Origin of the sequence: Gemmatimonas sp. (assembly GCF_046594945.1) — a bacterium.
In the GTDB taxonomy this organism is placed as follows: domain Bacteria; phylum Gemmatimonadota; class Gemmatimonadetes; order Gemmatimonadales; family Gemmatimonadaceae; genus Gemmatimonas.
In genome coordinates, this window is sequence record NZ_JBKJRB010000124.1 from 66,340 (window position 1) to 90,981 (window position 24,642).

At 65.2% G+C, this 24,642-nt stretch carries 24 protein-coding genes; 13 read left to right on the forward strand and 11 right to left on the reverse strand.

Annotated elements, in window-relative coordinates; genetic code table 11:
• Positions 1-290: 290 nt before the first annotated feature.
• Positions 291-902 carry a hypothetical protein gene (locus ACLL97_RS15190; RefSeq protein WP_411281321.1) on the reverse strand — a complete coding sequence of 204 codons (612 nt, stop codon included), beginning with the start codon at positions 900-902 and terminating at the stop codon, positions 291-293.
• Positions 903-1,094: 192 nt separating this feature from the next.
• Between ACLL97_RS15190 and ACLL97_RS15195 the strand changes: the two genes are divergently transcribed.
• From ACLL97_RS15195 to trxA, 6 genes are read left to right on the forward strand one after another with little or no spacing between them, the layout of a single operon-like run.
• A complete protein-coding gene (locus ACLL97_RS15195) occupies positions 1,095-1,727 on the forward strand; it encodes an alpha/beta hydrolase family protein (RefSeq protein ID WP_411281322.1) in 633 nt (210 codons plus the stop codon).
• Positions 1,724-3,121, forward strand: a complete 1,398-nt coding sequence (locus ACLL97_RS15200; protein ID WP_411281323.1) for a TolC family protein — start codon at positions 1,724-1,726, stop codon at positions 3,119-3,121. Before ACLL97_RS15195 ends, ACLL97_RS15200 begins: the two co-directional genes overlap by 4 nt.
• 32 nt (positions 3,122-3,153) lie before the next feature.
• Entirely contained in the window at positions 3,154-4,236 is a 1,083-nt protein-coding gene (locus ACLL97_RS15205) for an efflux RND transporter periplasmic adaptor subunit (protein ID WP_411281324.1), read from the forward strand.
• Positions 4,233-7,442, forward strand: coding sequence for an efflux RND transporter permease subunit (locus ACLL97_RS15210; RefSeq protein ID WP_411281325.1), 3,210 nt, complete (start codon positions 4,233-4,235; stop codon positions 7,440-7,442). The genes ACLL97_RS15205 and ACLL97_RS15210 overlap by 4 nt, the downstream gene beginning before the upstream one ends.
• On the forward strand, positions 7,435-7,644 hold the full coding sequence (locus ACLL97_RS15215; RefSeq protein ID WP_411281326.1) for a DUF2892 domain-containing protein: 210 nt from the start codon (positions 7,435-7,437) through the stop codon (positions 7,642-7,644). Before ACLL97_RS15210 ends, ACLL97_RS15215 begins: the two co-directional genes overlap by 8 nt.
• A 36-nt stretch (positions 7,645-7,680) precedes the next feature.
• The gene (gene trxA / locus ACLL97_RS15220) at positions 7,681-8,127 is read left to right on the forward strand and encodes a thioredoxin (protein WP_411281327.1); all 447 of its coding nucleotides are present in this window, start codon (positions 7,681-7,683) and stop codon (positions 8,125-8,127) included.
• On the opposite strand, the gene ACLL97_RS15225 is transcribed toward trxA, so the two are convergent.
• The gene (locus tag ACLL97_RS15225) at positions 8,114-8,446 is read right to left on the reverse strand and encodes an ArsR/SmtB family transcription factor (RefSeq protein ID WP_411281328.1); all 333 of its coding nucleotides are present in this window, start codon (positions 8,444-8,446) and stop codon (positions 8,114-8,116) included. The genes trxA and ACLL97_RS15225 overlap by 14 nt on opposite strands.
• Before the next feature lie 105 nt (positions 8,447-8,551).
• Positions 8,552-8,983, reverse strand: a complete 432-nt coding sequence (locus ACLL97_RS15230; protein WP_411281329.1) for an OsmC family protein — start codon at positions 8,981-8,983, stop codon at positions 8,552-8,554.
• Between the two features lie 276 nt (positions 8,984-9,259).
• On the opposite strand from ACLL97_RS15230, the gene ACLL97_RS15235 reads away from it, so the two are divergent.
• The 3 genes from ACLL97_RS15235 to ACLL97_RS15245 are packed head-to-tail and all read left to right on the forward strand — an operon-like array spanning position 9,260 to position 12,767.
• Positions 9,260-10,510, forward strand: a complete 1,251-nt coding sequence (locus ACLL97_RS15235; protein ID WP_411281330.1) for an amidohydrolase family protein — start codon at positions 9,260-9,262, stop codon at positions 10,508-10,510.
• Positions 10,507-11,169, forward strand: coding sequence for a twin-arginine translocation signal domain-containing protein (locus ACLL97_RS15240; protein ID WP_411281331.1), 663 nt, complete (start codon positions 10,507-10,509; stop codon positions 11,167-11,169). Before ACLL97_RS15235 ends, ACLL97_RS15240 begins: the two co-directional genes overlap by 4 nt.
• Positions 11,166-12,767 carry a GMC family oxidoreductase gene (locus ACLL97_RS15245; protein ID WP_411281332.1) on the forward strand — a complete coding sequence of 534 codons (1,602 nt, stop codon included), beginning with the start codon at positions 11,166-11,168 and terminating at the stop codon, positions 12,765-12,767. The genes ACLL97_RS15240 and ACLL97_RS15245 overlap by 4 nt, the downstream gene beginning before the upstream one ends.
• A gap of 97 nt (positions 12,768-12,864) precedes the next feature.
• Here ACLL97_RS15245 and ACLL97_RS15250 read toward each other — a convergent pair whose 3' ends face one another.
• Positions 12,865-13,074 carry a DUF2892 domain-containing protein gene (locus tag ACLL97_RS15250; protein ID WP_411281333.1) on the reverse strand — a complete coding sequence of 70 codons (210 nt, stop codon included), beginning with the start codon at positions 13,072-13,074 and terminating at the stop codon, positions 12,865-12,867.
• 184 nt (positions 13,075-13,258) lie between these two features.
• On the opposite strand from ACLL97_RS15250, the gene ACLL97_RS15255 reads away from it, so the two are divergent.
• Genes ACLL97_RS15255 through ACLL97_RS15265 form a run of 3 tightly spaced genes read left to right on the forward strand, consistent with a single transcriptional unit; the run spans position 13,259 to position 16,654 of the window.
• Complete coding sequence (locus ACLL97_RS15255; RefSeq protein ID WP_411281334.1) at positions 13,259-15,454, forward strand: DPP IV N-terminal domain-containing protein; 2,196 nt, start codon at positions 13,259-13,261, stop codon at positions 15,452-15,454.
• 1 nt (position 15,455) lies between these two features.
• Positions 15,456-15,824 (forward strand): DUF423 domain-containing protein, encoded by a 369-nt coding sequence (locus ACLL97_RS15260; RefSeq protein WP_411281335.1) that lies wholly within the window; start codon positions 15,456-15,458, stop codon positions 15,822-15,824.
• Between the two features lie 32 nt (positions 15,825-15,856).
• Positions 15,857-16,654, forward strand: a complete 798-nt coding sequence (locus ACLL97_RS15265; RefSeq protein WP_411281336.1) for a sulfite exporter TauE/SafE family protein — start codon at positions 15,857-15,859, stop codon at positions 16,652-16,654.
• A 25-nt stretch (positions 16,655-16,679) separates the two neighbouring features.
• Here ACLL97_RS15265 and ACLL97_RS15270 read toward each other — a convergent pair whose 3' ends face one another.
• The 7 genes from ACLL97_RS15270 to ACLL97_RS15300 all read right to left on the reverse strand — a co-directional run bounded on the left by ACLL97_RS15270 (position 16,680) and on the right by ACLL97_RS15300 (position 24,163).
• Positions 16,680-17,555 carry a hypothetical protein gene (locus ACLL97_RS15270; protein WP_411281337.1) on the reverse strand — a complete coding sequence of 292 codons (876 nt, stop codon included), beginning with the start codon at positions 17,553-17,555 and terminating at the stop codon, positions 16,680-16,682.
• Positions 17,556-17,700: 145 nt separating this feature from the next.
• Positions 17,701-19,065 carry an alpha-L-fucosidase gene (locus ACLL97_RS15275; RefSeq protein WP_411281338.1) on the reverse strand — a complete coding sequence of 455 codons (1,365 nt, stop codon included), beginning with the start codon at positions 19,063-19,065 and terminating at the stop codon, positions 17,701-17,703.
• 98 nt (positions 19,066-19,163) lie between these two features.
• Positions 19,164-20,483 carry a metal-dependent hydrolase gene (locus ACLL97_RS15280; protein WP_411281339.1) on the reverse strand — a complete coding sequence of 440 codons (1,320 nt, stop codon included), beginning with the start codon at positions 20,481-20,483 and terminating at the stop codon, positions 19,164-19,166.
• A gap of 44 nt (positions 20,484-20,527) precedes the next feature.
• Complete coding sequence (locus ACLL97_RS15285; protein WP_411281345.1) at positions 20,528-21,211, reverse strand: YqjF family protein; 684 nt, start codon at positions 21,209-21,211, stop codon at positions 20,528-20,530.
• A 105-nt stretch (positions 21,212-21,316) separates the two neighbouring features.
• Positions 21,317-23,404, reverse strand: a complete 2,088-nt coding sequence (locus tag ACLL97_RS15290) for a prolyl oligopeptidase family serine peptidase (RefSeq protein ID WP_411281340.1) — start codon at positions 23,402-23,404, stop codon at positions 21,317-21,319.
• Positions 23,405-23,414: 10 nt separating this feature from the next.
• Entirely contained in the window at positions 23,415-23,717 is a 303-nt protein-coding gene (locus ACLL97_RS15295; protein ID WP_411281341.1) for a zf-TFIIB domain-containing protein, read from the reverse strand.
• Between the two features lie 83 nt (positions 23,718-23,800).
• A complete protein-coding gene (locus ACLL97_RS15300) occupies positions 23,801-24,163 on the reverse strand; it encodes a TraR/DksA family transcriptional regulator (RefSeq protein WP_411281342.1) in 363 nt (120 codons plus the stop codon).
• Positions 24,164-24,364: 201 nt separating this feature from the next.
• Here ACLL97_RS15300 and ACLL97_RS15305 point away from each other — a divergent pair.
• On the forward strand, positions 24,365-24,642 hold a 278-nt coding region (locus tag ACLL97_RS15305; RefSeq protein ID WP_411281343.1), incomplete at its 3' end, for a hypothetical protein.

Sequence of the window (24,642 nt, forward strand, 5' to 3'; positions counted from 1 at the left end):
GGCTCTCGTTGTGCGGGCGAGGCGGGAGTGCTGGCTCGACGGAGCCGAACCTCAGCGCTCAGCACTCTGAGGGTCAGGGTCAGGGACAGGCGTGAGGCCGGGTACCGTGTTCGAAATTCAGCAACAATAGTGCTCAGTACCGAGCGGTTTGATGGGGCGCGCTCCCACCTGTCGCGTTGAGTGCCAAGTTGCTCGGCACTGTGCACCGTCGTTGCTCGTGTCTGAACACTATACCCAGTCTCGCGTCTGTCCGTGACCCTCTGCTTTCTGAGCGTTGAGCTGTGAGCAGTTCAGTGCCCGTGGTCCGTCATCACGTCGCCACGCGCCAGCGCCAAGTGGTGTGCCGCGTGGTGATCACCGTCAGCCATCAGGCCGATGAATCCCAGACCGCGGAGCTTCGCCACGGCCGTCGCGTCGGCCGTGTCCGCCGCGGTCACGATCAGGCGCACACCGTCGGGGAGTTCCGTGCGCACCACGCGCGGACCGCCGCTGTTCATCACCATGGTGACGTGTGCACCCGTCATGCGCTTGATGGCAGCAATCGTTTCACCGGTGCCGCGCACGAGGAACTGCGCGCCGCCGGCGATGGGGGTCGAGACCGCGCGACTGCGCAGCGTGACCAGATCCATATCCACAAGATGCAAGCGAAGTCGCTCGATATTCACCTTCGACCAGTCCGTGCTCGCATTGGCTTGTAGCATAGCGATGATCTCGCTGATCGCCGCAAACGCGGCGTGACCGCCCTGCGTGGGGAGCTGCACCGCCGTCGGATGCGTCATGCCCGGAGTGTGCACCTGCTCTTGGGCGGCGAGTGTCGGGGCGGACAGCATCACCGCCGCGAGCACGCGCAGCACAACGCCGCGCGCGGAGGGGCCGGCCAATGCGGGGACAGGACTGCGCATGATGCGCCTCGTAAACGTGGGTGGACGTTCAACGCAGCCCTTTGGCGACGGCGTATTTATTGGCCCGCCCGAAAGCTATCCTCGACGCCCTCAGCTTACGATAGTGCACGACGGATATCGGTTTCCACCGCGTCGCGTTCACTCCTATCCCGCGACATTACGGCCTGATCTCGACACTTCGCGCTGTGCGCGTTGCTCGTTTCGATCGATCGCCGCCAGCGCGTCTCGGCCCAGGACGAGACGCCGCCCTCGCGTCAGCGCGTGGTGATGGATTCCGCCCGTGCCTCGGCACGGGAGGTGAGCAACCGGCCCGAGGATCATCCGCCGTCGGACTTCGCTCGCGCCATCGCCGGAAAGGCGCGCCCCGACAGCATCTTCGTGGCGCGCCGTGTGGGCGTGATGAAGTTCAGCAAGGTGAAGTACAAGCGCACGGATGGCATGGAGATTCCGGCATCGCTGTTCGAGCCGTTGCCGTCGAAGGGCCCCAAGGCCCATACCGCGCCGGCGTGGGTCCATGGCGGCGTCCACGGCAGCTGGGATCAACACTATCTCCCGTTCATTTTCGAAGCAGTGCAAAAGGGCTACGTGATCGTCGCTCCGGACTACCGAGGTAGCACGGGATACGGCGCGGACCTTCACAACGCCATCGACTATGGTGGCAGGGAAGTGCACGACGCGCGCCTGGGCGTTCTTCGACCGGAATCTCGGACAGCGCTGAGCCCGGTGTTCGGCAAGGGGCGGCGCGGTCGGCCGCCCCGCTTGCTATTGTGCATATTCCTATGTATGTATATCTCCATATGCGAAATTCACGACATGTTCCGATGACGCTGGTGGCAGCCGCGTTCGCGGCCGTTGCCCTGCTGGCCTCCCCGGTGGAGGCCCAGTCGATACCGCTCTCGCTTGGCGACGCCATTCGCGAGGCCGACCAGCGCGCCTTCAGCAACCGGATCACCGCCGCGAGCACCGCCGCCGACCGCGCCCGCGCCCGGCTGCCGCTCAACCGCATTCTCCCCTCGGCGCGAATCGAAGCCGGCGTCGTCCGAACCACCGACCCGATCGGCGCCTTCGGGACCACGTTGCGTCAGCGGCTGGTCACCCCGGCCGCGTTCGAATCCGTCAAGCTCAACTTTCCCAGCGCAGTGACCAACGCGCAGGGAGCTTTGGTGCTGGACGTCCCGCTGTTGAACGGCGACGCGTGGCTCGGACTCCGCGCCGCTCGAGCCGCTACTGAAGCCAGCGAGGCCGCTGGCAAGTGGGCGGCGGTCTCGATCCGCGCCGACGTGGTTCGCGCCTACTATGGAGCCATCCTAGCCGAAGCGAAGGCCGGCGTGCTCGCCCAGGCACAGCAGGCGGCCGACGCGGGTGTGCGTCAGGTACGTGCGATGGTCGCGCGGGGATTGGTCACCAAGTCCGACGCCCTCCAGGCCAGTGTCCGCGCCTCGGACGTGGCGGCACAACTGCTGAGCGCGCGCAGCGACGCGCTCTCCGCGCGGCAGCAGCTGGCCCTACTCTTGGGCCGCACTGGGGGCGCGCTGCCTACGCTACCCGGTGCGCTGCCCGATGATGCCGCGGTGATCGCCCTCGCGGCGCACGACAGCGCGGCCACCGAGGCAACGGTCGACGCAACGGCCGCGACCACCGAGAGTCGCGATGATGTACGCGCGGCGCACGCCGGCGTGACCGCGGCCTGGGCCGACCGTCGTCGCGCCGCGAGCACGCTGTTGCCTCGGGTGAACGGCTTCGCCCGCTACGACTGGAATGACCCACGCACCGTGTTCGCGGGACAGAAGAACTGGACGGTGGGGGTGATGGCCTCGTGGTCGCTCTTCGGCGGCAACACCGAATTGGCCGACGTGGCCGCGACCACGGCCCGCGTCAACGCGGCGCGCGCTGGCCTCGATGCCGCGCGCGCTCACAGCCAACTGGAGCGCGACGACGCCGCGCGGCGCCTCACGCTGTCGCTGCAGCGACTCACCCTGGCCCGCGATGCGGCCGACCAAAGTCGGGAAGCGCATCGCTTGGTGCAGAAACGCTACGACGGCGGCCTAGCCACCATCGCTGAGCTTCTGGCGGCCGAGTCAGCGTCGACCGGCGCTTCACTCGCGCAGGCGGCTGCGCGCTATGCCGTCATCGACGCCATCGCCACGTGGCGACGCGCATCGGGTGGCGACCCCGCCGCTCTGACCGCACTCGACTCTTCCATTACGACGACGCGCTGATGCGTCCGAACCGATATCAGGGAGCACGCCACATGACGTCGACCAAGACACTCTTTACCACGGTGGCACTCGCCACTGTTGCCGGACTCTCACTCGCGGCCTGTTCGGGCGGGACAGACGAGCAGACGCCGTTTACACGTTTAGCGAATTCGACGACGGCCCGCGTCATTGGCACCGCGGTCGTCGTACGCGACACCGTCATTGATGCCACAATCGATGCGTCGGGTGTCGCGGAACCGATCCAGCAGGCCGCGCTCAGCACGAAGCTGATGGGTACCGTGACGGCGGTGCTGGTGCGCGAGGGCGATGTCGTACGAGCGGGACAGACCCTGTTGCGGATCGATGCGCGAGATCTGACGGCCAAGGCGGCGCAGGTCGGCGCGTCGATCGCCGACGCGGAGGCACAGCAGCACGACGCGGCGACGCAGGTAGCGCGGATCCGTGCGCTGTATACCGATAGCGCCGCGACGCGGGCGCAGCTGGATGCGGCCGAGACGGGGCTGGCGCGGGCCGTGGCCGGGTTGCGGGCGGCGCAAGCGGCCGCGGGAGAGATGGATGCTCTACGCAGCTACGCGACCGTGATCGCGCCATTTGCCGGCGTCGTCACTTCGCGTGCGGTCGATCCGGGTGCCTTCGCTGCCCCCGGCGCGCCACTGATCACAGTACAGGATGGCTCGTCGCTGCGTATCAGCGTGAGCGCGGCCGGTGATGCGGTGCGCGAGCTCAGGCGCGGACAAACCGTGGCCGCCACGATCGACGGGGTGCCGGTATCGGCGGTAATCGAGGGTGTCGTGCCGGCCGGCGCCGGGAATCTGTTCACGGTGAATGCGACGGTGGCCAACCAGGCCCACCGGTATCGAACTGGGAGCGCAGCCATGGTCTCCATGCCGGTCGCGCGTACACCCGCGTTGCTGGTGCCAAACCCGGCCATCGTACGCGAGGGCGACCTCACGGGCGTCATCGTGCGCACGGCGGCCGGCGACGAGCGTCGCTGGGTGCGGCTGGGCGCCTCGACGGCTACCCACACTGCCGTCAGCAGCGGGCTCAAGGCCGGTGAGACGATCGTGATACCAAGCGCGCCCGACACGGGCGCATCACAGCCGGCGGCGCGATGAGCACGCCACGCCCGTTGGGCCTTGCCGGCCGGATCGCGAAAGCGTTCCTGAATTCGAAGCTGACGCCACTGGTTACCGTAGCCTCACTGGCCGTAGGCGTGCTGGGTATCCTCGCCACCCCGCGCGAAGAAGAGCCGCAGATTTCGGTACCCATGATCGACGTGATTGCGGCCTTGCCGGGCGCGTCGCCGCAGGAGGCAGAGAATCTGCTGGCGCGCCCCATTGAGCAGCGGATGATGGAGCTACCAGGCGTCGATCATGTGTACACGATGTCGGGCGACGGGTACGCCATGGTGACGGTACGTTTCAAGGTCGGCGAAGATCAGGAGCGAAGCGTTACCAAGGTGCAGGCCAAGCTGGCGGGTGCGATGGACGAGGCCCCCGCGGGCGCGATGCCGCCGGTGATCAAGGCACACTCCATCGACGACGTGCCCGTGCTGGCGCTCACCCTGCACGGCGCTGGGGTTGATGCAAACACGCTGCGCGAAATTGCCGCGCATCTCGAGGACGAAATCCGTACGGTACCCGAGGTGGCCGAGACGTTCGTGATCGGCGGTGCATCGAAGCAGATCCGCGTGGCGATCGATCCCACGCGGCTCGCCGCGAGCGGGGTGACCCCGGGCGACGTCATGATGGCGTTGCGCGGTAGCAATGCGCGCCTGGCCGCCGGTGAGATTGCCGTGCGCGACCGTGTGATTCGCATCGATGTGGGCGCGCCGTTGTCGACCGCGCTCGACGTCGGCAGCGTGGTGGTATCGGCGCAAGGGGGTCGCGCGGTCTATCTGCGCAACGTGGCCGACGTGAGTGAGGACTTCGGCGAACACACGAGCTATGTGTCGCATCGTGAGAAGAGCGGTCCAGCGGAATCCGCGGTCACGATTGCGGTTGCCAAGCGCAAGGGCGCCAACGCGACGGAGGTCACGCATGCGGTCATGCAGCGCGTGGATCAGGCGAAGGGCCGCCTTATTCCCGGCAGCGTCACGCTTTCCGTGACGCGCGACTACGGCGAGACGGCGGGCGAGAAGGCACAGGAACTCATCCTGCACCTGATCATCGCCACACTCAGTGTAACGGCGTTGATCTGGTTGTTCCTGGGCTGGCGCGAAGCGTTGGTGGTGTTGGTGGCCGTCCCGGTCACGCTCGGTCTTACGCTGTTCGTGTACTACGCGCTCGGCTACACGCTGAATCGCATCACACTCTTCGCGCTGATCTTCTCGATCGGTATTCTCGTGGATGATGCGATCGTAGTGGTGGAGAATATCTATCGCCATCTGGCGATGGGTGACCGAAGTGCCGAAGACGCGTCGATCGACGCGGTCGACGAGGTCGGTAATCCGACCATCCTGGCCACGTTTGCGGTTATCGCGGCCATTCTGCCGATGGCGTTCGTGAGCGGTATGATGGGTCCGTATATGCGACCGATTCCCATCGGCGCCTCGGTGGCCATGGTGGCGTCGCTGGCGGTGGCGTTCATCGTTACGCCGTACCTTGCCTATCGCTTGCTCAAGGGACACGTGAAGGCCGCACCTGACGCCACGGCGCACGGGGCGACCGGGCAGACGCGCCCGGCGCATCCGCCCGCGAAGGGTGGCCAGGTCGATCGGATCTACCGGATGATCATGGTGCCGTTGATGGAGCAGCAGGGTCGCCGACGCGCCTTCTACGCGGGCATCATCGCGCTGCTGGTGGTGAGCGTGAGTCTGGTGGGCTTCAAGGCCGTGCAGGTGAAGATGCTGCCATTCGACAACAAGAGTGAGTTCCAGGTCGTCCTGGACTTGCCCGAAGGCACGACGCTCGAGACATCCAACGAAGCCGCATCACGTATTGCGGCCTATCTCAGCACCGTGCCCGAGGTCGTCAGCACGCAGGTGTACGCCGGCACATCAGCGCCATTCAACTTCAATGGACTGGTACGTCACTACTTCATGCGCCGCGGCGCCAACGTGGCCGATGTGCAGGTGAACCTGCTCCCGAAGGGTGAGCGCGACCGGCAGAGCCACGCCATCGCCGTCGCGGTGCGTCCGGGTGTCGACAGCATCGCACGACTCTATCAGGCCTCGGCGAAGGTAGCCGAGATTCCACCGGGTCCGCCGGTGCTCTCCACGTTGGTGGCGGAAGTGTATGCCGGCGACGACTCCACGCGACTGGCGGCGGCGCGTGCGGTGAAGGAAGTGTTTGAGAAGACACCGGGTGTGGTGGACGTCGACTGGACCGTCGAGGCACCACAGGCCAAGCGCACGTTCCGCGTGGACCGCGTGCGGGCGGCCGAGTCGGGGGCGAGTGTCGAGCAGATCACGCAGACGCTGTACCTCGCACTTTCCGGCGCCGCGGCCGGTGTCGCCAGTTCGCCGACGGCGCGCGAAGGCATCGCGATCGTGCCGCGGTTGTCGCTCGAGCAGCGTAGCAGCGTGGAAGCGCTGCTGGCATTGCCGATCGCGACGGCACAGGGTCCGCAACCGCTCGCCCGTTTTGTCACCGTAGTGAACGGCACGCGCGAAGGAGCGCGCATTCGCAAGGACTTGCGGCCGGCGATTTACGTGACCGGTGACGTGGCGCGCGAGATCGAGAGTCCGGTGTACGCGATCCTCGAGATGAATCGCCAGCTCGATGCCATTCGCGTGAATGGCGCGTCGGTGATGCGCTACAACGCGGTGCAGCCGGCGTCGGTAAGCGAAACGGCGATCAAGTGGGACGGCGAGTGGCAGGTGACGATCGAGGTGTTCCGCGATCTCGGTCTCGCCTTCGCGATTGTGCTGCTGTTGATCTACGTGCTCGTGGTCGGCTGGTTCCAGAGCTTTACGATTCCGCTGGTGATCATGGCGCCGATTCCGCTCACCCTCATCGGCATTCTTCCGGGACACGCGATCAGCGGTGCGTTCTTCACCGCCACGAGTATGATCGGCATGATTGCGCTGGCCGGCATCATCGTGCGGAACTCGATTCTGCTGGTGGACTTCATTCAGCTGGAAGAAGCGCGTGGACGGGCACTGGCCGACGCGGTGCTCGAAGCCGGCGCCGTGCGCTTCCGTCCGATCGCGCTGACGGCCGCGGCGGTGGTGGTCGGCGGTCTCGTGATGGTGCTCGACCCGATCTTTCAGGGACTGGCCGTGGCGCTGATGAGCGGGGCCATCGTGGCCACGCTGCTCACGATGGTGGTGGTTCCGCTTCTCTACTGGCAACTCAACCGGAGCAATTCTGATGTGTAACGACAAGATCATCCGCCGCATTGCCGGCTTGTTCGTGATGGCGTCCGTCGCCCTCGGCACCTTCGCGCATCCTGGCTTCCTGTTTTTCACCGCTTTTGTGGGATTCAATCTTTTCCAATCGAGCATCACCAACTTCTGCCCGCTTGAACGCATGCTGGGCCAGGCGGGTATGTTCGGGTGCACACCGCGTCGGAATAACTGACCGTAGATCCTCTCTTCACCGACTCCCCCCATCCCGATGACGACCACCGGCACCAAAAGGGCGGTGTTCCCCTGCACCGCCTGCGGGAAACTCAATCGTGTCGACCTGTCCCGCGCCGAGGCGCAGCCGAAATGCGGGACCTGCCGTGTACCGCTGGTGCTCGATGCGCCGGTGGTCCTCACGGACGCCAATTTCGACATCGTGGTCGGCAATAGCTCGGTGCCGGTGATGGTGGACTTCTACGCCGACTGGTGCGGACCCTGCAAGAGTATGGCGCCCGTGTTCGCGGAGTTCGCGAAACGCCAGCGCGGGCAGGCGATCGTGGCGAAGGTGGACACGGATCGGAATCCGGGCGTCGCGACACGGTTTGCGATTCGGAGCATTCCCACGATCGCGTTGCTACGGGACGGCAAGGAAGTCGCGCGGCAGGTCGGCGCCGTCCCTATGGGCCAGCTGGAGCAGATGGTGATCAGCGCCCGCTGATCACCTTCTTTCGCTCGACCAACTCGCTCTCCAAGCGCCCGCACACCAATTCACACAACTTGAGCACGTCGGCATCGGCCAGTTCGTAGCGCACGTACACGCCGTCGCGCTCCCGACTTACGAGCCCGTGGTTGAACAGAATGGCGAGATGACGCGACACATTCGCTTGGCCCATCCCAGTGGCGTCCACCAGCTCGTTCACGGTGCAGGAGCCGCCCCGCAGCTCCTGCAGCAAACTGAGCCGCGCCCGGTCGCTGAGGGCCTTGAAGCGGTCCGCCACCAAATCGAGCAACTCTGGACGCATCACTTTCTGAGCCATCGCTTCCTCACTCGGTAAATGCACGCATACGCACATATGAATATAAAGTCGAGAGCGCGAGGACGGCTAGGGTTACCGTCCTCGTTTTCTTCCCGCGGTCCCGATTCAGGCCAGCGTCGCTTCGAGGCTGATGTCGGCCTTGAGCACGCGCGACACCGGACAGTTCGCCTTGGCCGTGTCGGCCAGTGTCTGAAACTGCTCCGCGGTGATGCCGGGAATGGTCGCCGACAGCTTGAGCACGATCTTGGTGATCGTCTGGTTACCGTCCACCGGCTCCATGGTGAGCACGGCGGTGGTATTCAGCTCGTCGGCGGTAAACCCGGCTCCCGCCAACTGGAAGGACAGCGCCATCGAAAAGCAGCCGGCGTGCGCGGCCGCGATCAGCTCTTCGGGATTCGTGCCGTTGCGCCCGTCTTCATCCTGGAAGCGGAGCTTGAACGAATACGGCTGCGCATTCAGCACCCCGCTCGGCGTCGTCAGCGTGCCACTGCCTTCCTTTCCCGTGCCCTTCCAGACTGCCTGTGCTGTGCGCTGCATCGACCAACCCTCGCGTGCGAGATCCAGTTCGGATGAACGCCGGACGGCGCCCTCCGTTTCATCGGAGCAATGTGCGATAGGAATATGGGCGGTGGTACACGACGGCGTGCAGCGCAGCACCAGCGCTGCGCCAGGACTGCACTTCAGGCGGCGGTCGACCGGACGGGGCCTTGCCGCTGAGCCCCTCGTGCCATCATTTGTGGAGTTCTCCCACTACCCTGACTTCCGATGCCTGCACCATCTGCTCGGCCCCGCCGCCGTCTGCCCCTCCGCCTCGTGGCGACTCTGCTGACGTGTGCCGCTACAACCCTGCCGGCACAGACGACCCGCCCGCCGATCGCGACGCTCGTCGTCCTGCGCGCCGCGCGGGTCGTCGACGGAAGCGGGCGTACCCTGCGCAATCAGGACGTAACCGTGCAGGATGGCCGGATCACTGCCATGCGCGCGTCGGCCGGCGCGCTGCCGGCTGGGGGCATCGACCTCGGCGCCCGTACGTTGCTGCCGGGGTTCATCGATACGCACGTGCACCTCGGCTGGTACATCACCGACAAACAGCGACTGCACGAAGACCGTGACGGTGACACGCCGGAGGTGAGTACGCTGCAGCGCGCCGGAAACGCGTGGGCGACACTGCGCGCCGGTTTCACCACGGTGCAGAGCATCGGCGAGGCCGACAACGCCGTGTTGCGCGACGCGATCAATGCCGGACGCATTCCCGGCCCGCGGGTGATCACCTCGCTCGGCTCGCTCAACGAACGGTCGGGGGGCGGATCTCCCGATTCCCTGCGCGCCGTGGTGCGTCGATTCAAGGCGCGAGGTGCCGACGTGATCAAGATCTTCGCCTCGAAGTCGATTCGTGACGGCGGCGAAGCCACGATGACGCCTGAGCAGCTCGATGCCGCCTGCGGCGAGGCTACGGCGCAAGGGTTGCGCTCCGTGGTGCATGCACATTCGGCCGAGGCCGTGCAGCGCGTGGCGCGTGCCGGATGCACGCAGGTGGAGCATGGTGTGTTCGCCGACGATGCGACGCGTGCGCTGCTGGTGCAGCGCGGCACGTTCTTCGATCCGCAGTGCGGTCTGGTGTTTCACAATTATCTCGACAACAAGCCGTGGTTCGAGGGGATCGGCAACTACAACGCGGTTGGCTTCGCGTCGATGGAACAGGCGATTCCGCTGGCGGAAAAGGGCATCGGTCTTGCCGCGAAGCTCCCCACGTTGAAGCTCGTGTTCGGGACCGACGCCGTGGCCGGAGCGCACGGGCGCAATGCCGAAGAGTTGGTCTGTCGCGTGCGCCGCGGCGGCCAATCGGCTATGGACGCGCTTATCAGTGCCACGAGTCGCGCGGCCGAATCGCTGGGGCTCGAGAAAGAGATCGGCCGAGTGGCGGTGGGCTACGCCGCCGATTTGATCGCGACCGACGGCGATCCCGTCGCACGGATCGAAGCGTCGCAACATGTGTCGTTCGTCATGAAAGGCGGTCGCGTGTATCGCAACGATGGGGCACGCGTTGCCGGAGCACGGAAATGACCACACGACGCAATTTCCTGAAGACCGCCAGCGCCCTCACGGCCGGTGCGGCGACGGTCGGCACCGTGGCCACCGCCTGTGCGGTGAAGGACCCGACGGCCAGCAACTCGACCGGTCAGGACAATAGCGACGAGCGCCTCCGGGGATTTGATCGCGTGTTGCTTGACGCCGTCGCCACCGCCGTGTTGCCCGCTTCACTGGGCGCGCCCGCCATCCGCACGGCGACCGATGCGTTCGTGGCGTGGGCCGATGGCTACGAACCTGTGGCAGAGGAGATGCACGGTTACGGGTACGCCGACATTCGCTATCTGCCGGCCGATCCCTCGCCAGCGTGGCGTGCACAACTCACGGCGCTGGATCTGCTGGCGCACAAGCACGGCACGGCTGGCTTTTCCACGCTGCCACTGGCCAAGCGCCAGGAGTTGCTTGACGCCGTGTTGCGCAACCAGCGTGGTGACCGGCTGCCGACACCACTTAGCGCGAGCCACATCGCGATCGCGCTGCTGGCGCACTGGTCGTCGAGTCCAGACGCGTGGGACCGTGCGCTCGGCGCGCGCGTGGCTCCCGGCGTGTGCCGCACGCTCGGCGATGCCACGCGCAAGCCACTCCCCGTGACCTCAATCTCGAACCCAACCGCGACTACGGAGCCGCGCGCATGAAGACGCACAGTGCCGACATCGTGATCGTGGGCAGCGGTATTACCGCCGCCCTGATGGCCGCGTCGCTCGCCGAAAAGACCAGCAAGTCAATTCTGGTAATCGAAGCCGGCAAACCGACCACGCCATTCGTTGATCGCGTGAAGGCGCGGGAGCGGTGGCGGGCGTACGGCGAGAGCCCTTGGAAGCAGGATCACCTCGACGACCAGAACGCCACGGGTACAACCTGGGGCTTCTCGCCCAGCATGAACGTGGGGGGATTGGCGATGCACTGGGGCGGTGTGTCGCCACGCTATTCGCCGGAGGATTTCCGACTGCAATCGATGTACGGCGTCGGCAGCGATTGGCCGTTCAGCTACGACGACCTTGATCCGTTTTATCAGGAGGCCGAAGAGCGGATGGGCGTGGCCGGTGAACAAGGGCCGGTTGCCCTCGATCCGCGCGGCAAGCCGTATCCGCTACCGCCGCTTCCGGTCAACTATAATCTCGCGCAGTTACAGCAATGGGCCACGAAGGCCGGCATTGCCACATGGAGCACGCCGAGTGCGAAGAACTCCGTGCAGCACGATGGCCGCGCGCAGTGTCAGCGCTGCGATACCTGCTATCCAGTGTGTCCCACTGGCGCCAAGTACTCGCCCGACTTCACGTGGGAGGCGTTGGTCGCGCGCAAGCGCATCACGCTCGTGACCGAGACGTTGGTGCGCAGGCTGGAGGCGGATCCCCAAACGGGACGCATCACTCGCGCGACCGGCAATCGCACGAACGCCTCAGGCGAGGAGGTCACCATTGAAGGTGGCACGTTCGTGCTGGCGGCAGGCTTCGTGTGGTCGCCGCACTTGCTGTTGCTGTCGAAGAACAGCGCCTTCCCGAACGGACTGGCCAATCGCAGCGGACTGGTGGGCAAGTATCTCGCCGGCCATCGCAATGTGAACGCGTATTTGCGCCTGCCTATGGAGCTGTTCCCGGGCATCAACGTGCAGCACTCGCTCGTGTCGAAGCAATTCATGCGGGTCCCGCGCTCGTCACGCTATCTGCGCCATGATCTGCGCATCTGGGAATCGAGCGTAGGGCGTGAGCCGCGCTTGCGCGACGACGATGGCAGCATCCTGTTCGGCGATGCGCTCATGAAAGACTGGCAGCAACGCGCTCGGGGGGCGACCGCGCGGGTGCGCGGCTATTACGACGTGCTCCCCGACAAGGAGAGTGCGCTGTCGCTCGACGTCGCGACGACCAACCGATTCGGCGACCCGATGCCGAATGTGTCCTTCAAGGACGCGGCGGAGAGTGCGGCGCTGAAGGACTGGCAAGAGGAGCAGCTGCGTGAGCTCTTCCGCACGATGGCCAAGGCCGGCGGCGGTGAAATTCTGCGCATGGAGAACAGCGCCAACGATCTCGGGCAGGAGCATCCGGTCGGTGGTTGCCGAATGGGTACCGATCCTACGGAGAGTGTGGTCGACGCGCACGGACGCGCGCACGACCACGAGAATCTCTGGGTGGCTGGCGCGCCCGCGCAGCCAACGGCGTCGTGCTGTAACGGCACGCTCACGTTCGTGGCGGTGGGGCTCCGCACGGCGGCGGCCATCGCCGGCTCCACCGTGTGAGACGGCGTGTGATCACCGTGATCAGGGTGATCAGGGTGATCAGGGTGATCAGGCGTGTGAACACGTCGGCGCCGTCATGGCGGCAGCCGGCTGTCGCTCACAGGCGTTTCGGGACCGCGCACGTAGAGAAGCCGAGGATCGTGTACAGCGGGCACGATCCGATGGCCGCCGTGAGCAACGGGATGAAGCCGAGGTAGCCCCATGGCGTCTGCGGGCCGGTGAAGGCGAGGGCCAGCAAGCCGATCCCGAGGACAACGCGGATGGCCCGGTCGACGGTGCCGATGTTTTTGGGTAGCATGGCGGACATGGAGGTTTCCAGTAGAAAGGTGAGCCGCGAGCGAACCTGACATCCCTATCGGACAGGGCCGGAAAGCGGCCCAAAGGATTCGCCGGAAAGATTCCTGATGGCAGGTCGCTTGGGATTCGGGCTTTCCCTGACACGGGCCACCGGGGCACCTTTCAGTGGTACGCACCCTCCACCCATTTTGCCGATGCACCGTTCTCTCTTCCGTGCCGTCCTTGTTGGGCCGTTCCTGGCCGCTCCGCTATTCGCCCAGTCGCGTGCGATTACCGCCGCCGACTACGCCCGCGCCGAGCGCTTCCTTGCCTTCAACACGGCGAATCTGGTGTCGCGCACTGGCGTGCAGCCGAGCTGGCTACCCGACGGACGCTTCACGTATCGCGTTCGGCAGCCCGACGGAAGCTCTCCGCTCGTGGTCGTCGACCCGAAGACGCGCACCAAGACCGACTGCACCGCGACGGGCGCCAATTGTCCGGCGGCGCCGGCACGCGGCGACGGGCGACCTGCGGCCCGTCCCGGCGGCCGCCCGCCAGAGCATGTCTCGCCCGATGGCAAGACCGGCGCATTCATCCGCGACTGGAACCTCTGGGTTCGCGACGTGGCCACGAATAGAGAAACGCAGGTCACCACCGACGGCGTGAAGGATTTCGGGTACGCCACTGACAACGCCGGTTGGATTCACTCGGATCGCGCGATTCTCACTTGGTCGCCGGACTCGAAGAAGATGGCCACGTTCCAGCAGGATCAGCGCAACGTCGGCGAGATGTATCTCGTCAAGACGAAGGTCGGTCACCCCGAGTTGAGCGCGTGGAAGTACCCGCTCCCGGGCGACAGCGTCGTGTCGATGATTCACCGGGTGATCGTCGATCTGTCGGCGGCGTCACCGACGGTGGTGCGCTTCAACATGCCGGCCGATCAGCACCGGTCGTCGGTGTGCGACCACATCTCGTGCAGTGGCGGGGAGCTCTCCGACGTGGAGTGGTACGCCGACGGTTCCAAGCTCGCGTTCTTGTCGAATTCGCGTGACCACAAGATCGCGACACTGCGTATCGCCGACGCCCACACCGGCGCGGTACGCGAGGTGCTGCGTGAAGAGGTGGCGACGCAGTTTGAGAGCGGCGATAACGTGGCGAACTGGCGCGTGCTTCCCGCGACGAACGAACTGATTTGGTTCTCGGAGCGCGACGACTGGGGCCAGCTGTATCTCTACGACCTCACCACGGGTGCGCTGAAGTCGAAGATCACGACGGGAGACGGTCCGGTGCTCTCTGTTGAGCGCGTCGACGCGAAATCGCGCATGATCTGGTTCGTGGCGGCCGGAAAGGAAGCGAGCCGCGATCCGTATTTCCGTCACTTGTATCGCATTGGCATGAACGGGAAGGGGCTCACGCTGCTCACGCCGGAAGACGGGGACCACAACACCACGCTCTCGCCCAACGGGGCCGTGTTCGTGGACAGTTGGTCGCGCCCCGATCTGGCGCCGACCGCCGTCCTGCGTAGTGCGAGCACGGGCAAGCTGATGGCCACGCTCGAACACGGCGATATCTCCAAGCTACTGGCCACCGGTTGGAAGCCGCCAACGCGCATCACCGTGAAGGACCGCGCCGGCAAGTGGGACCTGTACGGGTTGATGTGGACGCCGACGACGCTCGACTCGACCCAAAAGTACCCGATTATCAACTACATCTACCCGGGCCCGCAGGGTGGTAGCGTGGGCAGCCGTCAATTCACCGCGGCCACGCGCGACAATCAGGCGCTGGCCGAGCTGGGCTTCATCATCGTCGCCATCGATGGCACCGGCAATCCGACGCGCTCCAAGTCGTTTCACGACGCGTACTATGCTCGGATGAGCGACAATACGCTCCCTGACCAGATCGCGGGTATGAAGCAACTGGCTGAGCGCTATCGCTTCATCGACCTGGAGCGCGCGGGCATGTGGGGCCACTCGGGCGGCGGCTTCGCCACGGCCTCGGCGATGTTCCAGTACCCCGACTTCTTCAAGGTCGGCATCTCCGAGTCGGGCAATCACGACAACCGCAACTACGAAGACGACTGGGGCGAGCGCTACCACGGACTGCTCACGAAGATCGGCGCCGTTGACAACTACGACAAGGAAGCCAATCAGACGCTCGCGAAAAACCTGAAGGGCAAGCTGCTGCTCGCGCACGGCACGATGGACGACAACGTGCCGCCCGACAACACCTGGCTGGTCGTCGACGCACTAATCAAGGCCGGTAAGGATTTCGACCTGCTCATGATTCCGAACGCGCTGCACGGATACGGTTCCGCCTCGAATTACATGATGCGTCGTCGCTGGGACTACTTCGTACAGCATCTCCTTGGCGCGACGCCGCCGAAGGAATACCTGATCGGCCCGAAGCCGTAAGATGGAACGTCTCTTCATCATTATCGGGGCACTCTCCGGCGCGATCGGCGTTGCAGCCGGCGCGTTTGGCGCGCATGCGCTTCGCGCCCGTCTCGAACCGCGCATGCTGGACGTCTTCGAAACCGGCGCTCGCTACCAGATGTACCATGCCATCGCGATGCTGGCCGCAGCCTGGATCGTCAGCCGCTTCCCGGGATCGTTGGCCAACGCGAGCGGCTGGCTCTTTCTGGCCGGCTCTGTGCTGTTCTCCGGCTCGCTGTACGCGATGGCACTCACCGGCATTCGCGCGCTCGGCGCCATTACGCCCCTCGGCGGCGTGTGCTTCATCGCGGGATGGGCGTGTCTCGCCCTCGCCGCGATGCGCCGCTGATGCGTAGCACTGCGCCGTTGACGCCGCGCTGAATGCTGCTGGCCAACCCCTCCGTCTCTCAGCTCGCGGTCATCGCTGCCATCTCGGCCGTGGGTGGTGCCGTGAACTCGATCGCCGGCGGCGGCACGTTGCTCACTTTTCCGGCGTTGCTCGCGCTGGGTGTGCCACCCGTGTCGGCGAACGCCACCAGCACGCTCGCCCTCTGGCCGGGGTCGATGGCGAGCATGTGGGGGTACCGGCGCGAACTGGCCGGCGTCGAGCGCTGGGCGCTGCGACTCGCGGTCCCGAGCCTCCTCGGAGGCGGTGTCGGCGCGGCGCTGCTGCTGGCCACCACCGACGAGCAGTTCCGCACGCTGGTACCGTGGCTCGTGTTTGGCGCGACCGCGCTATTTGCTGTTCAGGGGCCGGTGATGAAGCGGCTGCGCGCCCGGGCCAGTGCCTCGCCCACGGGCGTGATCGAACGCCCGTTGAATCCGACCACCGGCATGCTCATCGCGCAGTTTGCGTTGGGCATTTACGGCGGGTACTTCGGCGCCGGCGCCGGCATCGTCATGCTAGCGGTATTCGGACTCATGGGGCTGACGAACATTCACCAGATGAACGGCCTCAAGAACTTCAATGGCATCTGCTTCAACGGCATCGCCGCCATCACGTTTGCGCTGATGGGTCAGGTGAACTGGCCGATCGGTATCGTGATGGCCGTGGGTTCAAGCGCTGGCGGGTACGTGATGTCGGGGCTGGCGCAGAAGGTCCCGCAGGCCTGCGTTCGCAACGCCGTCACGGCGATCGGATTCGCCAGCGCGCTCTGGCTCTTCGTATCGAAGCGCTAGATCACGCTGGCAACTCCGCGGCGCGCTACTTCACGGATATCTGCTTGATCATGCCGTGCGCGAGGTGCGGTTTTCCGTCCTTCATGTCCGGCGTAAAGCACATGAAGGCGAATTCGCCCTTCGGCACATCGACCTGCAGATAGACGACGTCACCCGGCACGATATCGGTGATGCCACCCATCGGCTTGCCCGGCGGCGCACCGACCGGATTCTCGGCGAACTTCGCCATGTCCATCGGAGACTTGCCGGGCATCAGCTGTGCCATGAAGAACTCGTGCGGCTGCTTGCCCGCGTTGCGTACGGCGATCACGTGCCGGCCCGGTGCCAACGGCTTGGAAAACGCCAGGTCGTAGTCGGACAACGTGAGCGTGACGTCGGCGACTGGCGCGGCGGCTTTGCGCGGCGATGGCGTCACGGTGATGGATTTGATCATCCCCTTCATCACATGGGGCGGACCGCCCGGGCTCGGAATGACGCACAACGCGATGTAGTCGCCCGCTTCGAGATTGCTGGTAAACACCGTCTCTTCACCGGGGGCCGGGGCGTTGGGTCCACCGACCGGCTTCATCCACTTCGGCGGTGGTCCACCGGCCTTGAAGTAGGCCACCACATCGTTGGGCTTCTTTCCCTTCTCCACCTTCACGAGATAGATATGGTGAAGCTCCTTGCCCTTGTTCGAAAAGCGAATCGTCGTGAGACCGGCCGGGACGCTCGACGGCATATCGAACGCGTAGTCGGTCGCAATGGCCGTGATGACGTTCGCACCAGGCAGCGAGGTGAAACGTGCGGCAACAGCGGCTTTTGCGGGCGACTGCGCGCTGAGCAGCGCGGCCGACATGACCGAAGCTGCGGTGGCCAGCAATGACGGCGTGATACGAATCAAAGCAATTCGTCGATGCATGATGACTCCGGCGATAAGGGACCTGCGGGGCGGGGGATTGGTACAGCGGCACAACCGACGGTGAACCTCATACGGGAGTGGTGGCGCGCGAGGTTGCAGCTGAAGAAGCGACATCCTCGGCCAATTATTTCATGCCGCCCTGGCGCTAGGCGTAGAGATTGAGCTCGACAGGCTGCACGGCATCTACGCTCTCCACGTGCAGCGCGAGTGACGAAACAAAGATGTTCGGGATACGGCGCAGTTGACGGTGCCCGATCGTGGTGCCACTCGCCAACAGCCGCCGATCGCGACCCGCGGTGGAGACGCTCCACGACGACACGCGCTGGCCGCGTGACACGGGCTCGCGCAGGTCGAGCAGCGAAACCGATTGCGGCGCTCGTAGTCGAATTGTTCGTACGCCCCCCTGTACGCCATCCGCGCGCCAAGTGCTGTCGCGCACGTCGAGCGGATGTGCAAACAGCCTGTCGAGCGATGCCCGCAGGCTGGCCAGTCGCGCTACATCCACGCCGTGCAGCACGCCATCGCGCGTGGGGGGCACGTTCAACAACAGCTTCGAATTGCGTCCTACACTCGTGAAGTACAACTGCACGAGGTCGTCGAGACTCTTCACCGTCGCATCCTCAGCCGGATGGTAGAACCAGCCGGGCCGGATGGAGACATCGGTTTCGCTCGGGCGCCACACCGATCCATCGGCGTGTCCGTGCTGCAACGCCGCGATCACCTCATCGCCACTCGCGCCGATGTACGGCACCGATTCCGGACGGATCGTACTCCAATGCGTTTCTCCGGCGACACCGCGTTCATTGCCGATCCATCGCACATCGGGTCCCGCGTCGGAAAAGATGATCGCGTATGGCTGCAGCTTCCGCACCAGTGCCCACGTACGCGGCCAGTCGTACGTCTGCCGCTTGCCGTTCGGGCCCTCGGCATTCGCGCCATCGAACCACACTTCGTGCAACGGCCCATAGCGCGTGAGCAACTCGGTGAGCTGCGCCATGTATACATCGTTGTAACGCGCCGAGTCGCCATACGTGGGATGGTTGCGATCCCATGGTGAACAATAGAGCCCTGGCTTGACGCCCTCGATGCGACACGCGTCGACGAACTCGCGCACGACGTCACCGGTGCCGTTCCGCCACGGACTCGACGCCACCGAATGCGAAGTCGTTTCCGTCGGCCACAGACAAAACCCGTCGTGGTGTTTGGCGGTGAGCACCATCGATTTCGCGCCGGCGGCCTTGGCCGAACGCACCCACTGGCGTGCATCGAGCCGCGTGGGATTAAAAATCGACGGCGATTCCGTTCCGTCACCCCACTCGCGATCGGTAAACGTGTTCACACCGAAATGGATGAAAAGCGCCAGCTCATCACGCTGCCAGGCGAGTTGTTGCGCGCTTGGGCGAGGACGTGCCTGGGGCACCGGCCACGAGAGCGACGGGACGGCACCGACACGAGAGATCGCCGCAGCTGCCGTCAGTTGCGTCAGGAAGTGCCGACGACTGAGAGTCATGGAGCACCGATGAGAATTAGACCGCGCCCGCAAAACATGCACTCAAAAAGCCAACTTCGCCGTTCTCGTTTCCTCTTCGCCTCTGAACCTCGGAGTTCTCACTTCCCCCGCGCCAACACATCCGCCCGCGGCGGTACCCATGGCGGGATCCACTTGCCCTCGAGCGAGCAGGTCGCGCTAGGCCCGACCGGAAGGCCCGCAAAGCCGCCGCCGTCAGCGCCGAACCGTGCATCGGCCAGCACCGCAACACCGCGGCCGTCTAGAGACCACACGGGCGTACGCATAAATCGCAGAGCCGCCGCGAACTCGCAACGCGTTGCCGCCAACGTCACGAAATCAGCGCGCGGCACCGCCCAGGTTTCCCCCCACGCCACCGCCGGTGACGCGGCAAACGGTACCGAGCGGAAAACGCCGGTCAGCGAGCCGAGCGTATTTCTTGCCCGTCCCGATCGTAGCGCAACGCAACCCGCGGCGTTCAGTCCGGAGCTCCAGGGAGCGACGGTGGCCAGAGTGACGCGGTACTCCGAGCCGGTGGAGGTGACCACGATGGCCGAAAAGCACCGCGGATCGGCGGCGGCTGGCGTGAGCACGACGTCGCGCAGCGAGCCGTCAGTGACCAACTCCCGCACCACGGCTCGCGACTGTACCGACGAGAGAAAGAACATCGTTGTGACCACGACCCACGCCGCAAGACCGGTGACTGGACGCGCGCGGGGGGCCACGGTGCGCTGCAGCAACAGACCAAGCAACGCCATGACCGTCACGCCCAGCGCGACGGACGACGACACCTCACCGGCGAACCAGCAGAGCGCAAGGACACCCGCCAGCGCCACGAGCAAGAGCACGCGCCCGACCACCCGACGCGGTCCCCAGACGAGCGGGGGAATCGCGACCACCATGAGCCATGGCTCCACGATAAAGATCGCGTCGCCGTAGTACCAGCGATTGTCGAACGGCCAGAACGGGTGCACGCCGTAGCTGTTAGTGAAGTCGAGCAGCAGGTGCGACAGCGTGCCGGCGAGCGCCAATACCAACAGTGCCCGTGCGCCAACCCGTGATACGATCGCCGACGATGCGTCGGCCCGTTCCCGCCCCTTGAGACCCCGCTGCCACCACCACCGCGTGATCGCCCAGAGCACCACCGCACTCGCCAGTGCCCACACCACGGTGTGCGTGTGTCCGCGATGGTGTAGCAGGTAGCCCAGCTTCCCCATCGCCACCATCGGCCCCGAGTACACCAGATCCACATCGGGGAATTCGGCGGCGGCGATCCCGAGCACCACGGCGGCGCGACGGAATCGCGCCAACGACGGCGCCTCTACCCCACCGGGGGAGGCGCGACCGATACGGCGCTGCACATACGAAACGGTGGCGTCGGCCATGAGCAGACCGGCCAGAGCATGCGTGACATTATCCACGCGTGGTAGTTGAGCCCGCGCATATCGGCTGTCAACCGATCGGGCTAGCGCAGGCGTGTGGGTCGGTACACCGTGACCGGAGATCCTTCCGCCACGAACATCGAGCGCGGCGGCAGCGACAGCGGCGCCACGAACGCCGCGCCATACAAACCGCGCACATCCGCGTCGAACGACGGGGCCGACGCCTGCCACACCCGCCACGAAGGATGCGCGACCTGATACTCCACCGTGCCGCCGTTTCGCTGCGCGGTGTACCCCCAATAGTGCTCGGCGATGAACTCTGGCTCCGACCCGCGTACGAGCGGTTGCGGTTCGCCGACCGCGGTCACACTCACCTGTTGGTGCTGCGCGTTCGCGAACCAGCCATACATCAGGCGTCCGGGCGACGGCATGAGCGAGGGCGGCACGCGACTGTGCATCGGCAGGGCCGTATAGGGCTCGTTGTAGCAGAGCCGCGCGGTGTAGGCGATCGCGGCCCGTGGCACGAGCTCGCGCACGAACACCACGCCGCGGCGGGCCGATCCATCGGGCATGGGCCGCTTCACGTAGAAGCGTAGGTTCACTTCGTCGAAATCACGATGGAACGGCACCGGAATGCCGAGCACGCGGGTGTTCAGGAAGCGAAAGCCCACAATGCTCGCCACGGCGCGCCCCTCGAACAGATCGAGCACCGTGTGCTTGGGCACGAGCGGTTCGAGCACCGCCGGCGGGATCTCGAAATTCAGCATCACGAGATATCGCCATTCGGCGGTCAGAAACGGACGGCGGGCGACTTGATCAGGGGTGGTCACACCAGATCAACCCGCCCGCCGCGCTTGCGTTCCCGCATCGAATTACATCGCCGTCTTCACCGTGTTGCCGAGCGTGAAGCGCGCCATCCACTCGTACTCGCGTTTCATGCGGTCCATCTGGTGGTAGTACTCGGTGAATCCGTGCCCTTCACGCGGATAGAACACCAGCTCGGTGGTCTTGCCGCGATCCTTGAGCGCGCGATAGAACTCCATCGGCTGGCCGATCGGCACTCGCTCGTCGTTGCCGCCGTGTAGAATCAGCAACGGCGTGGTGACCTTGTCGCTGTAGCTGATACCCGATCGCTCGAGGTATTTCCGGATGTTCGCGTTCACGATCGAGCCGTCGTACTGCGGATCACCGAAGAACGTGTTGATATAGCCCGGAATGTCGGTCGTGCCGGCCATCGAGAGCAGCGACGGCAACCCGGCACCCATCATGGCGGCCTTGAAGCGCCCGGTCTGCGACACCACCCACGAGGTCATGTAGCCGCCGTAGCTCCAGCCTTCGAACGCCATGCGCGTGGAATCGGCGATGCCGCGCTTGATGAGATCATCGACACCGGTCATGATGTCGCGGTAGTCACCGCCGCCCCAGTCACCGGTATTGGCGTGCATCCACCATTCGCCGTAGCCGGTGGAGCCACGCGGATTCGGATACAACACCGCCCAGCCACGCGCGGCGTACGTCTGTCCCGGGCTGGTGCCTGCCTTGAAGCCGTTCGTGTGCGCACCAGTGGGCCCTCCATGCGCGGACACCACGAGCGGCACCTTGGTGCCTTCGCGATATCCCACAGGAAGCAGCAGTACGCCCTCGACTTCACGGCCGTCCTTCGACTTCCACGTGATCACGCGCGACGCGCCGAGCGCCCGCTCGCTGAGCCACGCGTTCGTGTTTGTGATTCGCTTCGGTGCCGACGCGCCGTCCTGAATGAACACTTCGCCAGGCCAATCCGGCGTGTCGAGCACCATGGCGATCCGGCTGCCCTTCGCGTCGACAGACACCCCTTGTACCAACACGTCCTTGGTGCGCTTGCTGTAGGTCTTGGAGGCGATGTCGTACGCGTACAGCGACGTCCACACGCGATCACTCGCCGTGAACCAAAGATGTGTTCCAAGGGGCGACCAGCGCGGTGCACCCGCTTCCACATCAAAATCCGTTCGTGCGTGATTCGTGACCGTGCGAGTGGCGATGTCGAATGTGACCAATCGCGCATTACGCAGCGTGCGCGGCATGATGCCGTCCTTGTGCGGCGCCATTTCGTGCGGCAGCATCGTGAACGCCAGCGTCTTGCCATCGGGCGAGAACTGCGGCGCCGATTCGGCATCGTTGGTGGTGGTGATTGCATCGAGCGCGAGCGACGCCACATCGACCACAAAGGCGTTGCCGCGTTCATCGCGAATCATCGGCGTCGGCGACGCGCGGAAACCGAGCTTGCGGCCATCGGGCGACCAATTCGGCACACCGCTCACCGTGTACGCACCCGACGTGACTTTGGTGGCTTTCCCCGACGCCACGTCGATCACCCACAGGTGATTGAGACGGAAGTCGTTTTCGTACACCTTCGGATCGTCACGACGGCGGAGCTTCGCTTCCTGCTCACGGGTGAGCGTATCCGTCGTCACGATGGCAATACGCGATCCATCGGGCGACCATACGTACGACGACACGCCGTCGCGCACCGTGGTGAGTTGACGCGATTCGCCGCCGTCGGCCGGCAGCAGCCAGAGCTGCGGCTTTGGCGCGTCGTCGCCAGTGCCTGAACCGCGTGCGGCCACGAACGAAATGGTCCGACCATCGGGCGACCACTGCGCTTGGGCTTCGCCGCGTTCGCCGAAGGTGAGTTGACGCGGCGCGCCACCGACCGCGGGCACCATGAACAGATGCGAGCGACGTTCGTGCTTATCGCCGAGCGCCGTGTCACCCTTGGCGCTCGGATGCTCCCACGCGCTGATGGCGTAGAGCACGCGAGCGCCGTCGGGTGCCATAGCCACGCCGCCGACCGATTTGAGGCGCATAATGTCGCTTTCGTCGAGTCCCTTCGACTGGGCGAACGCCAACGACGGCACGAGCAGAGGCGCGGACACGAACGCCGCACCGAGAACAGCCAACGGACGGAGACGAAGCGACATGGGCGGCCTCCTACTTGAAAATGTTCAGCAAGTTGCCGACGAAGCCGGTATGCTCAGCCTGTCCCTTCGCGAGAATTTCGAGTTCACCCTTATCGAGCCAGATCCCGTCGCAGGTGGGACAGGTATCGATGATGACGTGGTGCGACTCGCGCGGCACCAGCGGCGTGCCATCGCGCGGGCATTTGTTGCGCTCGGCGGCGACCTGAGCCGCGCGGTCGGCGTCGGCCTTGGCGCGTAGCTCCTTGCGCAGGTCGGCGTCGACGCGGGCGAAGTATTCCTCTTCGTTACGACTGGGCGTGTGCTCGATGGCCATGGCTGGGCTTGTGCGTGAGGGAAGCGACGGGCGACTTGCTAAGAAACGCGTCTCTCACTGGCATCCGCAAGGCACCGCGCCAGCTACGATGCCACGTTCACGCGCGCATAGGGGATGATGTCGAGCCGCGCGAAGGGAATTTCCGCCCCCGACTGCTCGTCGAGCCCGAACGTCTCGGGCGACGTGGCCAGCCGTTCTAGCGCGGCGTCGATTTCAGCGATTTCGGCTGAGCGCCGCGTTGAAACGGACGCTTCGAGCTCTTCATTGGCGACGTCGGTGCCCAAGTCGGCCGAATGGGTGGGAAACTTGGAGAGATCGCCAGCAAGCTCCTGACTGTCCTCGGACGACTCCTCGCTCACGAAGTCCTGAAGCTGCTCGAGGAGGCGGGTGCGCTCCTCGTGGAGGCGCTGTTCAAGGTGCTGTAGTTGCTTCGTGGTCAGTGGCATGGGAAGTCCTGGTGAAGGTGATATCATCGCGGCGAGCTGAAGCGCAAGTTGGCGCTCTGCTCGGTTAGTGCAATTGCACGGATCGGTCCAACGGAGCCGTCGACGGCACCGGGTTGTTGCGGAGGGCGCTACGTTCCGTGAGGGTTGTGCCGGTGCGCGCCGCGCCCGACCCGTCCCCATTTCCCGAAGAGGAGCCGCTCGATGTCCGATCAGGGTTCGTTCACCGCTGAGCACCGCTCCTTTGAATGGGAACTCGTGCTCAAATACGAGGACCTGTCGCTCCCGGCGTCCGAATGGAACGAAACCACGCTGGCCGTGGTGGCCGGGTGGTATGCGAAGAACCTGCCCAGTCAACAGGCGGAAGCGCGCTACGAAAAGTCGTATCACCGAAACCGACGTCGCCTCACGAACCGACTGGATCCGGCGTCGGTGGACACCGCCGCGATCGAGAAGCTCGACGAGGTGTGGGAGTCGTTGCT

Excerpts from the sequence above, each read along its gene's own strand:
- ACLL97_RS15225 (WP_411281328.1), bottom strand. The coding sequence starts at position 8,446 with ATGGCTCAGAAAGTGATGCGTCCAGAGTTGCTCGATTTGGTGGCGGAC.
- ACLL97_RS15200 (WP_411281323.1), top strand. The coding sequence starts at position 1,724 with ATGACGCTGGTGGCAGCCGCGTTCGCGGCCGTTGCCCTGCTGGCCTCC.
- ACLL97_RS15230 (WP_411281329.1), bottom strand. The coding sequence starts at position 8,983 with ATGCAGCGCACAGCACAGGCAGTCTGGAAGGGCACGGGAAAGGAAGGC.
- ACLL97_RS15285 (WP_411281345.1), bottom strand. The coding sequence starts at position 21,211 with ATGCTGAATTTCGAGATCCCGCCGGCGGTGCTCGAACCGCTCGTGCCC.
- ACLL97_RS15250 (WP_411281333.1), bottom strand. The coding sequence starts at position 13,074 with ATGTCCGCCATGCTACCCAAAAACATCGGCACCGTCGACCGGGCCATC.
- ACLL97_RS15270 (WP_411281337.1), bottom strand. The coding sequence starts at position 17,555 with ATGCATCGACGAATTGCTTTGATTCGTATCACGCCGTCATTGCTGGCC.
- ACLL97_RS15215 (WP_411281326.1), top strand. The coding sequence starts at position 7,435 with ATGTGTAACGACAAGATCATCCGCCGCATTGCCGGCTTGTTCGTGATG.
- ACLL97_RS15245 (WP_411281332.1), top strand. The coding sequence starts at position 11,166 with ATGAAGACGCACAGTGCCGACATCGTGATCGTGGGCAGCGGTATTACC.
- ACLL97_RS15210 (WP_411281325.1), top strand. The coding sequence starts at position 4,233 with ATGAGCACGCCACGCCCGTTGGGCCTTGCCGGCCGGATCGCGAAAGCG.
- ACLL97_RS15300 (WP_411281342.1), bottom strand. The coding sequence starts at position 24,163 with ATGCCACTGACCACGAAGCAACTACAGCACCTTGAACAGCGCCTCCAC.
- ACLL97_RS15295 (WP_411281341.1), bottom strand. The coding sequence starts at position 23,717 with ATGGCCATCGAGCACACGCCCAGTCGTAACGAAGAGGAATACTTCGCC.
- ACLL97_RS15260 (WP_411281335.1), top strand. The coding sequence starts at position 15,456 with ATGGAACGTCTCTTCATCATTATCGGGGCACTCTCCGGCGCGATCGGC.
- trxA (WP_411281327.1), top strand. The coding sequence starts at position 7,681 with ATGACGACCACCGGCACCAAAAGGGCGGTGTTCCCCTGCACCGCCTGC.
- ACLL97_RS15290 (WP_411281340.1), bottom strand. The coding sequence starts at position 23,404 with ATGTCGCTTCGTCTCCGTCCGTTGGCTGTTCTCGGTGCGGCGTTCGTG.
- ACLL97_RS15205 (WP_411281324.1), top strand. The coding sequence starts at position 3,154 with ATGACGTCGACCAAGACACTCTTTACCACGGTGGCACTCGCCACTGTT.
- ACLL97_RS15240 (WP_411281331.1), top strand. The coding sequence starts at position 10,507 with ATGACCACACGACGCAATTTCCTGAAGACCGCCAGCGCCCTCACGGCC.
- ACLL97_RS15255 (WP_411281334.1), top strand. The coding sequence starts at position 13,259 with ATGCACCGTTCTCTCTTCCGTGCCGTCCTTGTTGGGCCGTTCCTGGCC.
- ACLL97_RS15265 (WP_411281336.1), top strand. The coding sequence starts at position 15,857 with ATGCTGCTGGCCAACCCCTCCGTCTCTCAGCTCGCGGTCATCGCTGCC.
- ACLL97_RS15275 (WP_411281338.1), bottom strand. The coding sequence starts at position 19,065 with ATGACTCTCAGTCGTCGGCACTTCCTGACGCAACTGACGGCAGCTGCG.
- ACLL97_RS15190 (WP_411281321.1), bottom strand. The coding sequence starts at position 902 with ATGCGCAGTCCTGTCCCCGCATTGGCCGGCCCCTCCGCGCGCGGCGTT.